Annotated in this window: 15 protein-coding genes; 9 read left to right on the plus strand and 6 right to left on the minus strand. The window is 73.7% G+C overall.

Annotated elements, in window-relative coordinates; translation table 11 throughout:
• The first annotated feature begins 17 nt into the window (after positions 1 to 17).
• Together BXA10_RS30455 and BXA10_RS17140 are read left to right on the plus strand one after the other, a co-directional pair.
• Entirely contained in the window at positions 18 to 1,298 is a 1,281-nt protein-coding gene (locus tag BXA10_RS30455) for a S1C family serine protease (RefSeq protein WP_425436084.1), read from the plus strand.
• Between the two features lie 172 nt (positions 1,299 to 1,470).
• Entirely contained in the window at positions 1,471 to 2,295 is an 825-nt protein-coding gene (locus BXA10_RS17140) for a hypothetical protein (RefSeq protein WP_076471388.1), read from the plus strand.
• 16 nt (positions 2,296 to 2,311) lie between these two features.
• On the opposite strand, the gene BXA10_RS17145 is transcribed toward BXA10_RS17140, so the two are convergent.
• Positions 2,312 to 2,884 (minus strand): DUF3000 domain-containing protein, encoded by a 573-nt coding sequence (locus BXA10_RS17145; RefSeq protein ID WP_076471389.1) that lies wholly within the window; start codon positions 2,882 to 2,884, stop codon positions 2,312 to 2,314.
• A gap of 152 nt (positions 2,885 to 3,036) precedes the next feature.
• On the opposite strand from BXA10_RS17145, the gene hemE reads away from it, so the two are divergent.
• From hemE to hemQ, 3 genes are read left to right on the plus strand one after another with little or no spacing between them, the layout of a single operon-like run.
• Positions 3,037 to 4,134 (plus strand): uroporphyrinogen decarboxylase, encoded by a 1,098-nt coding sequence (gene hemE, locus BXA10_RS17150; RefSeq protein WP_175649230.1) that lies wholly within the window; start codon positions 3,037 to 3,039, stop codon positions 4,132 to 4,134.
• Positions 4,135 to 4,139: 5 nt separating this feature from the next.
• A complete protein-coding gene (gene hemG, locus BXA10_RS17155; RefSeq protein ID WP_076471390.1) occupies positions 4,140 to 5,549 on the plus strand; it encodes a protoporphyrinogen oxidase in 1,410 nt (469 codons plus the stop codon).
• The gene (gene hemQ, locus BXA10_RS17160; protein ID WP_076471391.1) at positions 5,546 to 6,247 is read left to right on the plus strand and encodes a hydrogen peroxide-dependent heme synthase; all 702 of its coding nucleotides are present in this window, start codon (positions 5,546 to 5,548) and stop codon (positions 6,245 to 6,247) included. The genes hemG and hemQ overlap by 4 nt, the downstream gene beginning before the upstream one ends.
• A 389-nt stretch (positions 6,248 to 6,636) precedes the next feature.
• Here hemQ and BXA10_RS17165 read toward each other — a convergent pair whose 3' ends face one another.
• The 4 genes from BXA10_RS17165 to BXA10_RS17180 form a co-directional block, all read right to left on the minus strand.
• Positions 6,637 to 7,134, minus strand: a complete 498-nt coding sequence (locus BXA10_RS17165) for a GNAT family N-acetyltransferase (RefSeq protein ID WP_076471392.1) — start codon at positions 7,132 to 7,134, stop codon at positions 6,637 to 6,639.
• A gap of 27 nt (positions 7,135 to 7,161) precedes the next feature.
• Positions 7,162 to 7,626: a GNAT family N-acetyltransferase gene (locus BXA10_RS17170; protein WP_076471393.1), complete on the minus strand. Its 465-nt coding sequence runs from the start codon at positions 7,624 to 7,626 to the stop codon at positions 7,162 to 7,164.
• The gene (locus BXA10_RS17175) at positions 7,578 to 8,582 is read right to left on the minus strand and encodes a DMT family transporter (RefSeq protein WP_076471394.1); all 1,005 of its coding nucleotides are present in this window, start codon (positions 8,580 to 8,582) and stop codon (positions 7,578 to 7,580) included. Before BXA10_RS17175 ends, BXA10_RS17170 begins: the two co-directional genes overlap by 49 nt.
• Positions 8,583 to 8,756: 174 nt before the next feature.
• Positions 8,757 to 9,017: a Prokaryotic metallothionein gene (locus BXA10_RS17180; protein ID WP_076471395.1), complete on the minus strand. Its 261-nt coding sequence runs from the start codon at positions 9,015 to 9,017 to the stop codon at positions 8,757 to 8,759.
• A gap of 157 nt (positions 9,018 to 9,174) precedes the next feature.
• Here BXA10_RS17180 and BXA10_RS17185 point away from each other — a divergent pair, with 157 nt between their 5' ends.
• The 3 genes from BXA10_RS17185 to BXA10_RS17195 all read left to right on the plus strand — a co-directional run bounded on the left by BXA10_RS17185 (position 9,175) and on the right by BXA10_RS17195 (position 10,944).
• Entirely contained in the window at positions 9,175 to 9,450 is a 276-nt protein-coding gene (locus BXA10_RS17185) for an early set domain-containing protein (RefSeq protein ID WP_076471396.1), read from the plus strand.
• Between the two features lie 101 nt (positions 9,451 to 9,551).
• Positions 9,552 to 10,286 (plus strand): lytic polysaccharide monooxygenase, encoded by a 735-nt coding sequence (locus BXA10_RS17190; protein WP_076471397.1) that lies wholly within the window; start codon positions 9,552 to 9,554, stop codon positions 10,284 to 10,286.
• Between the two features lie 73 nt (positions 10,287 to 10,359).
• On the plus strand, positions 10,360 to 10,944 hold the full coding sequence (locus BXA10_RS17195) for a DUF305 domain-containing protein (protein WP_076471398.1): 585 nt from the start codon (positions 10,360 to 10,362) through the stop codon (positions 10,942 to 10,944).
• A gap of 33 nt (positions 10,945 to 10,977) precedes the next feature.
• On the opposite strand, the gene msrB is transcribed toward BXA10_RS17195, so the two are convergent.
• The gene (msrB, locus tag BXA10_RS17200; RefSeq protein ID WP_076471399.1) at positions 10,978 to 11,382 is read right to left on the minus strand and encodes a peptide-methionine (R)-S-oxide reductase MsrB; all 405 of its coding nucleotides are present in this window, start codon (positions 11,380 to 11,382) and stop codon (positions 10,978 to 10,980) included.
• Between the two features lie 47 nt (positions 11,383 to 11,429).
• Here msrB and ligD point away from each other — a divergent pair, with 47 nt between their 5' ends.
• The gene (gene ligD / locus BXA10_RS17205) at positions 11,430 to 12,458 is read left to right on the plus strand and encodes a non-homologous end-joining DNA ligase (protein WP_076471400.1); all 1,029 of its coding nucleotides are present in this window, start codon (positions 11,430 to 11,432) and stop codon (positions 12,456 to 12,458) included.
• The last annotated feature ends 57 nt before the right edge of the window (positions 12,459 to 12,515 follow it).

Below are 12,515 nucleotides of genomic sequence, written 5' to 3' on the forward strand. Positions count from 1 at the left end.
CGAATCGCCCCGGACCGTTGCCGCCCAGGATCGAGCCCGCTTACGGTTCGGCCCCCGCCTGGCCCGCGCCCGGCGCCTCGGCACCGTTCCAGCCCGGCCCGCCCGTTCCGCCTCAGGCCGTTGGTCCGTACCAACCGGGCCCGCCCGTCCCGGGCCAGCCCGTGCCGGCGCAGGCCGCGGGTCCGTTCCACTCCGGCGCGCCCGTCCCGGGTCAACCCGCTGCTTTCGTCCCGCCTCAGGCCGCCCCGGCGTTCCAGCCCGGCGGGCCCGGACCATTGCAGCCCGGCGGGCCTGGACCACTGCAGCCCGGCGGGCCGGTCCCGGCTCAGCCTGGCGCGCCGACGCTGAGCCCGTCCGCCGATCCCGCCGCACCGGCGCCCTACGGGCCGGCCGGAACGCAGCCGTCCGGGGCCCCCGGGCCGTACTTCCCGGCCGGGCCGCTGCCCCCCGGCGGGCCGGCGTGGCCCGCCGGCGCCGGAGCGCACCCGGGTCAGCCGCCGGTCCTGTCGAGCGGAGCACGCCGTCGGCGGTGGCCCAGCCTCGTCGCGGCCCTGGTCGTGCTGTTGCTGGCCGGGCTGGCGGGCTTCCAGGCGTACCAGATCGACCGGCTCACCAACCGGCTCGCGGCCACCGACCGGCGGTTGGCCGAGGCCCAGGGCGACGACCGCGCCCGCCTCGACGGCCTGGAGAAGCGGGCCGGGGCGCTGGAGCAGCAGGCCGGGGCCACGTTCAACCCGGAGGCGGTCGCCGGTGCCGTGCTGCCCAGCGTGTTCCGGGTCCGCGCCGGGCAGTTCACCGGTACGGCGTTCGCCGTCGGCAAGCCGGCCGCCGGTGGCGGCACGAACCTGTTCACCAACTTCCACGTGGTGGAGTCGGTCTGGGAGGCCGGCGACCGGGAGGTCTTCCTGGAACGCACCGACCAGCGTTTCCCGGCCACGATCGTGAAGGTCGACAAGACCAACGACATCGCTCACCTGCGCACCACCGGGCGGTTCACCGGCCTGACGGCCGCGCCGGACGCCGTGAAGTCCGGCCAGCAGATCGTCGTGGTCGGCGCGCCGCTCGGGCTGGAGGACAGCGTCACCACCGGTGTGGTGAGCGCGTTCCGCGACGCACGGGACGGCTCCGGGCCGGTCATCCAGTTCGACGCGCCGATCAATCCCGGCAACTCGGGCGGCCCGGTCGTCAACGGCAGCAAGCAGGTCGTCGGGATCGCCACCGCCAAGGCCCGCGACGCCGAGGGCATCGGCCTCGCCGTGCCGATCAAGATCGCCTGCGACGGCTTCAAGATCTGCTGACCGCCGCGCCGTGCCGACCGGGCGGCGACCACCGCCACGCCCGGGGCTGGGCCGAGCCGTGTCCCGCCTCGGCCACCCCTGCCGACAACCGGCCAGGTCCTGTTGACCGGCCGTCGTACCACTGGAGGTCCGGTGGCATCCGTCACGCCGGATCGGCTCATTTGGAGGAGAGATGACCCAACCACCGACCGGGCCGCAGGGCTACCCCCCGCCGGACCCGGCGCAGCCCCCGGCCGTGCCCGGTCAACCGCCGTACGACGGCACCCCCCGGTTCCCGCAGCAGCCGGCGCCCTACGGCGCCGAGCAGCCGACCCAGCAGATGCCGCGGGTCCAGCCCGTGGCGCCGACCCAGCCAGTCCCGGCCCAACCCGCCCCGACGCAGCCCTTCTCCGCGCCGCCCGCCACGGGCGGGTACGCGTCGCCGCCCGGCGTGCCGCCGTACGCCGGTCAGGTCTCCGCACCGCCGGTCCCCGGATTCGACCAGCCGATGTCGGCGCCGCCCGTCTCCGGCCCCTACTACGGTGCGCCGATGTCCGCGCCACCCGGTTCGGCGCCGCCGTACGGGCAGGCCGCCCCGCCGGCCCGCAAGGGGCGGGCGGTCCTGGTCCTGGCCCTGGTGGCCGGCCTGCTCTTCGTCCTCGGCGGCGTGACGACCGGTCTCTACGTCACCAAGAACAACGAACTGGACCGGACCGAGCGGCGCCTCTCCGCCCAGGTCAGCGAGCGCGACGGCACGATCGCCGCGAACGCCCAGGAGATCCAGAAGCTCAGGACCGACCTGCAGGGCGTGCAGGACAAGCTCGCCGACACCGAGCAGGACCTCACCGGCACCCGTAACGATCGTGACGAGCAGGCGCGGCAGAAGAAGGTCATCGCCAGCTGCCTCGACAAGCTGACCACCGCGCTGGCCGCGGCGTCGGCCGGCAACAAGAGCGCGTACGACAAGGCCATGAGTGGCCTCGACAAGGTCTGCGACGAGGCCGAGAACTACCTCTGACGCCGCCCGTACGGGGTCAGGCCGCGCCGGCGGGGCGACGCCCCGGCAGCGCGGTCACCCCGGGCGGTGGCAGCCCGGCCGTCGAGGCCAGCAATGCGCACCAGGCCAGCAGGTGCGGGCCGAGTTCGTCGTCCACCGGCGTCCACGAGGCGCGGATCTCGATGTCGCCGACGGCGGGCGGCCCGGCCAGCTCACCGAACCGCGTCGACATGGTCTGCGTGATCGTCCCGCCGATGGCGCGGTGCGCGGCGTCCTGGGCGTCGAGCGCGTCGGTCAGCCACGTCCAGCCGACCCCGGGCAGCAGCGGGTCGGCGGCCAGGTCGACCTCCAGTTCGGCAGTGACGTACGTGACCAGCCGCAAGGTGCCCTGCCACGCCTCGTGCCCGGCCGGATCGTGCAGCAGGATCAGGCGCCCGCTGGCCACCTCGTCCTCGTCGCGCAGCACGCTGGCGGCGAGCGCGAAGGCGTACGGGGCGAGTCGCTTCGGTGCGCCGACCTCCTCCAGCACGATCTCGGGGCGGGGTGCCGCGGACCGCAGCCCGGCGACCGCGCGGGCGAAGGTCTCCGGGGGCGCGATCGGGGGGGCCATGCCGGCAGCCTATGCCGCCGCGCCCCCGCCCGCCGCGACGGCGCGCCGACACCGGGGCTGGCGGACGGCGGCGCGACCGCGCGGCCGGGGACGGGTCACAAAGTGGGGGCGGGCCCGACGGAGGTGTCGTGGCGCGTGGCACGATGGCCGCGATGAGCACGGACAGCACGGGCATCGCGACCCGAGACGGAGACCCCGCCCCCGCCGGACCGGGCGACTCGCCCTTCGTCCGGGCCTGCCGCCGCCAGGCCGGCCCGCACACTCCCGTCTGGTTCATGCGCCAGGCTGGGCGGTCCCTGCCGGAGTACCGGGAGATCCGCGCGAACGTCGGGATGCTGGAGTCCTGCCGCCGCCCCGACCTCGTCACCGAGATCACTCTCCAGCCGGTACGCCGGCACGGTGTGGACGCGGCGATCCTGTTCAGCGACATCGTGGTGCCGGTCGCCGCGGCCGGCGTCGACCTCGACATCGTGCCGGGCACCGGGCCGGTCGTGGCCGAGCCGGTGCGCACCGCCGCCGACGTCGAACGGATCCGTCCGATCGTCCGCGACGACGTCCCGTACGTCGACGAGGCGGTCCGGCTGCTCGTCGCCGAGCTGGGCGACACCCCGTTGATCGGCTTCGCGGGCGCGCCGTTCACCCTGGCCAGCTACCTGATCGAGGGCGGGCCGTCGCGTACGCACGCAAAGACCAAGGCGCTGATGTACGGCGATCCGCAGCTGTGGCACACGCTCTGCGGCCGGCTGGCCGAGGTCACGTTGGAGTTCCTGCGGGTCCAGGTGGCGGCCGGGGTCTCCGCGGTGCAGCTCTTCGACTCCTGGGCGGGCGCGCTCTCCGAGGCGGACTACCGCCGCTACGTGTTGCCGCACTCGACGACGGTGCTCGGCGGGCTCGCCGACGCGGGCGTGCCGAGGATCCACTTCGGGGTGGGCACCGGCGAGCTGCTCGCCGCGATGGGCGAGGCCGGAGCGGACGTGGTGGGCGTCGACTGGCGTACGCCGCTGGACGTGGCGACCGTCCGGATCGGGCCGGAGCGCGCCGTGCAGGGCAATCTCGACCCGGCGGTGCTGTTCGCCCCGTGGCCCGTGATCGAGGCCGAGGTGCGTCGCGTGCTGGCGCAGGGCCGGACCGCCCCGGGGCACGTGTTCAACCTGGGTCACGGCGTCATGCCGGAGACCGACCCGGACGTGCTGACGCGAGTGGTCGCGCTGGTGCACGAGCTCACCGCCGGCCCGGTCGAGCGGAGCTGAGCGGCATGCGGCGTCCGGCGCGAGTGGCGGTGGTCGGTGGCGGGATCGCCGGGCTGGCCGCCGCCGTCCGGTTGCGCGACAGCGCCCCCGAGGGCACCGAGATCACGGTGTACGAGCAGTCCGGCACGCTCGGCGGCAAGCTGCGTACCGGCGAGCTGGCCGGCCAGCCGGTGGAGTTCGGCGCCGAGTCCTTCCTGATGCGCGACCCGGCCGGTGGGGAGTCCGCCGCGGTCGCGCTCGTCCGCCGGCTCGGGCTGGCCGAGCGGATCGTCCACCCCACGGTCGGGCAGGCCGCGCTCGTCGTCGACGGGGGGCTGCGCCCGGTCCCGGGCGGCACGCTGGTCGGCGTACCCGGTGACCTGGCCAAGGTTTCGGCGGTGGCCAAGCCGGACGCGGCGGCCGACCGCGACGAGGGCCGTCCGCTGCTCGGCCCCGGCGAGGACGTGAGCGTCGGCTCGCTGGTCCGCGCACGCTACGGCGACGAGGTGGTGGACCGGCTGGTCGACCCGATGCTCGGCGGGGTGTACGCCGGCCGCGCCGACGACCTGTCGCTGGTGACCACGATGCCGGCGTTGGCCCGGGCCGCTCAGGTGGAACACACCCTGGTCGGAGCGGTCCGCGCCGCGCAGGCCGCCGCGCCGCGCGTACCGGGCGCCCCGGTCTTCGGCAGCCTGGTCGGTGGGCTCGGCACGCTGGTGGCCGCGGCGGCGCGCGAGAGCGGCGCGACGATCCGCCAGGACGCGACCGTCCGTGAACTGCATCCGGCTCCGTCCGGCTGGCGGCTGACCGTCGGCCCGACCCGTGACCCGGAACACGTCGATGTCGACGCGGTGGTGCTCGCCGTGCCGGCGCGTCCGGCCGCGAGGCTGCTCGCCGGGCCGGCGCCCGAGCTGGCGGGCGTCGTCGGGCAGCTGGACTACGCCAGCGTCGCGCTGGTCACCCTGGCCCTGCCGCAGCCGCGGCTGCCGGAGCTCTCCGGTCTCCTGGTGCCCGGCACCGAGGGACTGCTGATCAAGGCGTCCACCTTCTTCACCACCAAGTGGGGGCACCTGCGCCGCCCGGACGGACTGGCCCTCGTGCGTGCCTCGGTGGGCCGGTACGGCGAGGAGGCGCAGCTCCAGCGCCCGGACGAGGACCTGGCCGCGACGGTGCACCGGGAGCTGTCCGCAGTGCTCGGCACGCCGTTGCCCGCGCCGATCGACGGGCACGTGCAGCGCTGGGGCGGGGCGCTGCCGCAGTACGCCCCGGGACACACCGGCCGGGTGGCCGCGGTGCGCGCCGCGCTGCGCGCCAGCCACCCCACCCTGGCCCTGGCCGGGGCCGGCTACGACGGGGTCGGGATCCCGGTCTGCGTCCGCTCCGGTGAGACCGCGGCCGACGAGATCATCAGTGCATTGGGAGGATCGGGGACATGACCGAGCAGACGAACGCGGCCCGGCTGCGGGAGCTGAACGAGACCATCCGCTACACCATGTGGTCGGTGTTCCGGGCCAGCAGCCCGCTGCCGTCCCTCCGCGACAACGTCACCGCCGAGATCGAGGCGCTCTTCGAGGAGCTGGCCGGCAAGGATGTGACGATCCGCGGCACCTACGACGTGTCCGGCCTGCGCGCCGACGCGGACCTGCTGATCTGGTGGCACTCCGGGTCCAGCGACGCGCTGCAGGACGCCTACCTGCGCTTCCGCCGTACGACCCTGGGCCGGAGCATGAGCCCGGTCTGGTCGCAGATGGCCCTGCACCGGCCGGCGGAGTTCAACAAGAGCCACATCCCGGCGTTCCTCGCCGGCGAGCAGGCGCGTGCCTACCTGTGCGTCTACCCGTTCGTCCGCTCGTACGAGTGGTACCTGCTGCCGGACGCGGAGCGGCGGGAGATGCTCGCCGAGCACGGCCGGTTGGCCCGCGGCTACCCGGACGTGCGCGCCAACACGGTCGCCTCGTTCGCCCTCGGCGACTACGAGTGGATGCTCGCCTTCGAGGCCGACGAGCTGCACCGGATCGTGGACCTGATGCGCGACCTGCGCGCCTCCGCCGCCCGTCGGCACGTGCGCGAGGAGGTGCCGTTCTACACCGGTCGCCGCCGGTCGATCGCCGAGATCGTCAACTGCCTGGTCTGACGCGACGATCCGTGGCGCTTCGCCAATCGCGGCGTCGGGCGCGGTGGGTCGTCGCGGCCGTCGGCCGGGCCCGGGGTGTGGCGCGCGTCCTGTCGAGCTGCCCCAGAAATGGGGCGGGGCGGCTCCAGCGCTCGAGCGCAAGGTGGGTCCGGCACCCCTGGGGACCGTCGTCCGAGGGCCGGCGCCCGGCGGGCGGTGATCGGGGAGTCGACGGTGCGGGTGGTGATGGGCAGGCCGCCGCCCGTCGGGTGGTGATGGGCCGGCCGTCCCGAGTCGGGTGGCTCGGGTCGCGGGGTGTCGTGGTCTCGTATCCGGGGCAGCTCGACAGCGTCCAGACTGGGTGACCCGGAGAGGGCACCCGGCCCCCGAAGCCCCGCGACCCGAGCAGGTCACGCCCCGTGTAGGTCCCGGGCCATCACCTGCTCCCGCCGCACGCCGTCGGGCATGAGGTCGCCCAGCTCGCCGGTGGGCACGAAGCCGTGGCGTCGGTACAGCCCGGCGGCCCGCTCGTTGCCCGCCATCACCGCCAGGCGCAGCCGGTCGGCGCCGGCCTGTCGTGCCCACCGGGCCACGGCGTCCACCAGCGCGTCCGCGACGCCGTGGCCGCGGGCCTGCGGGTGCACCCACATCGAGATGAGTTCCGCGACGCCGGTGGTGGGGGTGGGCACCCCGCTGGCCTGGCCGACCGGTCGTCCGTCGAGTTGGGCGACGAGATTGTGGGAACCGGGGATCTCGAGGCGGGACCGCCAGCGGTCCTCGCGGTCGCCGTCGTCCTGCCAGTCGGACAGCCGGGAGCCGAACGCGTACGGGGCCTCGGCCAGCGCGGCGAGGCGGACCTCGCGCCAGAGCTTCCAGTCGTCCGGGGTGAGCAGCCTGATCTCGATCATGAAGGCATGCTCGTGCCGGATCGCCTCCTACGCGACCTGTTTTCCGCCGGCGGCGCGGCGCATCGGGGTGTGCGGGATGCCGTCCTCGACGTACTCCGGGCCGCTGACGCTGAAGCCGTACCGGGCGTAGAAGCCGACGAGGTGCGACTGTGCCTCCAGCACGCACGGCCGGTCGCCGACCAGGGCCAGCGCCTCGGTCATCAGCCGGCCGGCGTGCCCGCCGCCGCGGGCGTGCGGGGCCACCACCACCCGGCCGATCCGGGCCACGTCGCCCGGATCGGCGAGGATCCGCAGGTACGCGAGCGGAGCTCCGCCGTCGGTGAGCCAGAGATGCCGCGTGCCCGGCTCGACGTCGCGGCCGTCGAGTTCCGGATACGGGCAGTTCTGCTCCACCACGAACACGTCGATCCGCAGCTTCAGCAGGTCGTGGAACGTGCGGGTGGTCAGGTCCGGGAACGCGGCGGTGCGGACCTCGATCGTCTGCGGAGGCATCCTGCGATCGTAGGTCCACCGGCTTGCGGAGCCAGGTACGTGGCGGCCACCGCAGTGAGCAGCAGCACCCCGCCGGTGAGCACGGGGAGCGGCAGTGGCTCGCCGAGGAGCACGACGGCGAGCGCAGCGGCGGTCAGCGGCTCCACGAGGGTGAGCACCGCCGCGACGCTGCCCTCGACCGTTCGCAGCCCGGCGTTGAACAGCACGTACGCCAGCGCGGTGGTGACCAACCCGAGGTGGAGCAGCAGCGCCACGACGTCCGCGCGGGCCGGCACGGTCAGCCCCGCGGACAAGGCGAACGGGGCGAGGACCAGCGCGCCGATCACGGTGGAGATGGTGGTGAGCGTCATCGGTGGGGTGGTTCGGGAGACGTGCCGGCTCACGAGGGTCGTCGCGGCGTACCCGAGGCCGGACCCGGCTGCCGCGAGCAGCCCCAGTAGCGGTCGGGGCGCCGCCGAGTTGGGCTCGGCCGAAGCCGCGGTGACCAGCGCGAGGCCGGCGACCGCGGCCGCGAGTGTGGCCAGCCGGAACGGGCCGGGCAGCCGGCGAGCCCGGACCGACTCCCAGGCCACGGCGAGCACCGGGGCCAGGCCGAGGCTGACCAGCGTGGCCACGCCGACCCCGGCGAGCGCGACGGCCGCGAAGTACAGCGCCTGATAGATGCCGAGCCCGACCCCGGTCGCCAGCAGCGGCAGCGGCGCGGCGCGCAGAGCGGCCAGCGTCGGACGCAGCCGTGGGGCGGCGAACGCCGACAGGACGAGCGCGGCGATCGCCAGGCGGTGGAAGCCGATGCTGACCGGGTTCAGACCGGTGGTCTCGTGGACGACGTGCACGACGGTCCCGGTGGTGCCCCACAGCACCCCGGCGACGGTGATCTGGATCAGGCCGGTGCGGACGGGCGGGACAGGCGTGACCGGCGCCGGCCGGGAGGCGGGCGCGGTGCGGGAAGCGGGCATGTGTGCGCTCCGAAAGGGTGAGCCGCTGACGGGGGACGACGTCGGCGGAGCGCACAGCGATATGGCCGGTCCGGGTCAACCGGTCGGCGTGGGGCGGCGCGCTCCGGTCAGGAGCGCGGGGGAGGCAGGACGCCCAGGAAAGGCCGCATCGGTAGACCGTACCGTGGCCGCGCGTCAGGAGGGGCGTACGCCGACCGCGTCGCGGATCTCGGCACCCTGAGCGCCCTCGACGGCGCGGGCGGAGTGCCCGCTGCAGAAGAAGCGGCCGTTGACCTCCACCCCGTGCCCCACGATCTTGACCTGGCAGTGCTCGCAGATCGGTGCCAGCCGGTGGATCGCGCACTCGAAGCTGTCGAAGGTGTGCGTGTCACCGCTGACCGTACGCACCTCGAACGCCATCCAGTAGTCGTTGCCGCAGACCTCGCAGGTCGCCATGGGAACCCCCCGTATCAGGACAGTTGCCTTCAGAGTGCGCCAGAGCGGCGGCAGGAGCGGGAGGAATGCGGCTATCCGTGTCGCCGCCGGCGGCGTGTCGGCTCCCGCGTGTCGCCCGTTGTGCCTGGTAGACCGCCCTGAGCCCTGGAGGTACCCCGTGATCAAGCGCAGCAGGCTCTTCGGCAATCAGACCCGGGTCACCTTCTGCCTGCCCCGGGACGCACCGCCCGGAGCGGTGAGCGTGGTCGGCAGTTTCAACGACTGGGAACCGGGCCGGCACGAACTCGTTCCGCGTCGCGACGGCACCCGGACGGTGACCGTGCGGTTGCGCCCGGGGGAGTACCGGTTCCGCTACCTGGCCACCGGCGGGCTCTGGCTCGACGACGACACCGCCGACCGGGTGGACGATCAGGGCTGCACCCTGGTGATCTGAGACCTCGGGAAACGTTTCTGCATCTATCGATGACTGTCTTTACAGTTAACAAAGTTTAATTTATGTTGGTGGCAACTTCATCACCCCGCGGAGGTGTCACCATGCGTCGAAGGATCACCCTCCCGGTCGTGGCGGCGGGCGCCGTCCTGTCCTCGCTCGCCGTCGCGGCCCCGGCCCAGGCCCACGGCTACGTGTCGTCGCCACCGAGCCGGCAGGCGCTCTGTGCGCAGAACCGGGTCCCGGACTGCGGGCAGATCAAGTACGAGCCGCAGAGCGTCGAGGGCCCGAAGGGGCTGCGCAACTGCCATGCCAACATCGCCCACTTCGCAGTTCTCAACGACGACAGCCGGGGCTGGCCCGCCACCTCGGTCGGCAGCACTGTGACGTTCACCTGGATCAACACGGCGCGGCACGCCACCAGCAACTGGGAGTACTACATCGGAGGCACCCGGGTGGCCGTCGTCAACGGCAACGGCCAGCAGCCCGGGGCGACGGTGTCGCACACCGTCAACCTGAGCGGCTTCTCCGGCCGGCACAAGCTCCTCGCCATCTGGAACATCGCCGACACCGCCAACGCGTTCTACTCCTGCGTCGACCTCCAGATCGGCGGAGGTGGCGGGCCCGGGCCCACGCCGACACCCACCCCGACGCCGACGCCGACCACACCCGGCCCCACACCGCCGCCCGCCTCGGGTGGCAGCTGGACGGCGGGCCGGGCCTACCAGGTCGACGATCAGGTCACCTACGGCGGGTCGACGTACCGCTGCCGGCAGGCGCACACCGCCATCGCCGGCTGGGAGCCACCGAACGTGCCCGCGCTGTGGAGCCGGATCTGACCGTACGGGCGCGGCCGGCGTCCCAGCGTCGAGCCGTGCCCCCATCCCTGCCGGCCCCACCTGGGAGGGCGACATGACCCGGCTGACCGTGGCGGCCCCGCTCGTCGCCGTGCTGCTGGCCACCGGTTGTGCGGCCGGCCCGGCGACCGATCCGCCGGCACCGCCGGCGACCGCGGTACCGGCACCCGACCACTCCGCGCTGCGGACGCCGAGCGGGCTCGACCTGATCTTCCTGGGCATGATGGCGGCGCACACCGAGCAGACCCTGGAGATGGTCCGGCTGACCCGGGACCGGATCTTCGATCAGGAGCTGCGGACGCTGGTCGCCGCGATCGGCGCGACCGAGACCGACGAGCTGGCCACCATGCGCGCCTGGCTGCGAGCCGCCGGTCCGGCAGCGGACAGGCACCGGCACGACCACGCGGGGCACGGCCTGTCCGCCGCCGACCTGGCCCGGCTGCGGGACGCCACCGGCTCCGAGGTCGACCGCGTGCTGCGCGAGGTGCTCGCCCGACATCAGCGAGCGGCAGCCGACCTGGCCCGCGCACACCTGACCGCCGGCACCGACGAGCGGGTACGCGACCTCGCCCGGCGTATCGAGCAGTCACGTACCGCTGAGGTGCGGCTCCTCACGGGCCGACCGGCCGCCAGCCGATGAACCGATGGGTGGCCGACTCGCGTCGGCCACCGTTCAGCGGGGTTCGAGACGGATGGAGAGCGAGTTGACGCAGTGCCGGGTGTCCTTGTCGGTGAAACCCTCACCCCGGAACACGTGCCCGAGATGGCTGTCGCAGCGTGCGCAGCGAATCTCCGTGCGGACCATGCCGAGGGTGTGGTCCTCGATCTCCTTGACCCGCCCCGGGATGGCGTCGTCGAAGCTGGGCCAGCCGCAGTGCGAGTCGAACTTCGTGTCACTGGAGAAGAGTTCGAGCCCGCAGGCCCGGCAGTGGTAGACCCCGGGGGTCTTGGTGTCGACGTACTCGCCGGTGAACGGTCGTTCGGTGCCGGCCTCCCGTAGCACCCGGAACTCCTCCGGGGTCAGCCGGACGCGCCACTCGTCCTCGGTGCGGGGCAGTTCAGTGTCTTCCAGACTCACCCGGCAACCGTACGCCGGATGTCGGAGGCTTCGCATATGGTCGCCTGATGGGTGGCACCACGAAGGCAGCCGTCACCGAGGTCGAGATCGCCGGGCACACTGTACGGCTGACCAGTCCGGACCGGGTGATCTTCCCGCAACGGGGCTTCACCAAGGCTGACGTCTTCAACTACTACCTGTCCGTGGGCGACGGCATCCTGCGGGCCCTGCGCGACCGTCCCACCACGTTGCAGCGCTTCCCCGAGGGCGTCGAGGGGGAGATGTTCTTCCAGAAGCGGATACCGACCCGGGGCGTGCCGCCGTGGGTGGAGACCGCCGAGATCACCTTCCCGAGCGGGCGTACGGCCGCGGAGCTCTGCCCGGTCGACCTCGCGCACGTGGCGTGGGCCGCGCAGATGGGCACCGTGGTGTTTCATCCGTGGCCGGTACGGGCCGCCGCCGCCGACCACCCGGACGAACTGCGTATCGATCTCGACCCGCAGCCGGGCACCGATTTCGCCGACGCCGCCCAGGCTGCCGGTGAGTTGCGCGCTGTGCTCGACGAGTTGGGCGTCGCCGGCTGGCCGAAGACCTCCGGTGGCCGGGGTGTGCACGTCTACCTGCGTATCCAGCCCCGCTGGACGTTCGTGGAGGTGCGCCGGGCCACCATCGCGCTCGGCCGGGAGCTCGAGCGGCGCCGCCCCGAGTTGGTCACCACCTCCTGGTGGAAGGAAGAGCGTGGCAGCCGGGTCTTCGTCGACTACAACCAGATGGCCCGCGACCGCACCATCGCCTGCGCCTACTCGCTGCGGGCCAACGCCCGGGCCACGGTCTCCACCCCGGTCACCTGGGACGAACTGCCCGACGTCGACCCGGACGACTTCGACCTGGCCACTGTCCCGGCCCGGCTGGCCGAGCAGGGCGACCCGCACGCCGGTGTCGACGACGACCCGTGGGACATCACCCCGTTGCTCGAGTGGGCCGACCGCGACGCCGCCGCCGGCCAGGGTGATCTGCCCTACCCGCCGGACCACCCGAAGATGCCGGGCGAACCCAAACGGGTGCAACCCTCCCGCGACCGCGACCGCCCCCGATGACCGCGGACGAGTGCCAAGGGTAACGATCATGTAACGGGCGGAACCTTTTCCGTGCCG

The sequence above is a fragment of the Micromonospora avicenniae genome, from assembly GCF_900156065.1.
GTDB lineage: Bacteria > Actinomycetota > Actinomycetes > Mycobacteriales > Micromonosporaceae > Micromonospora > Micromonospora avicenniae.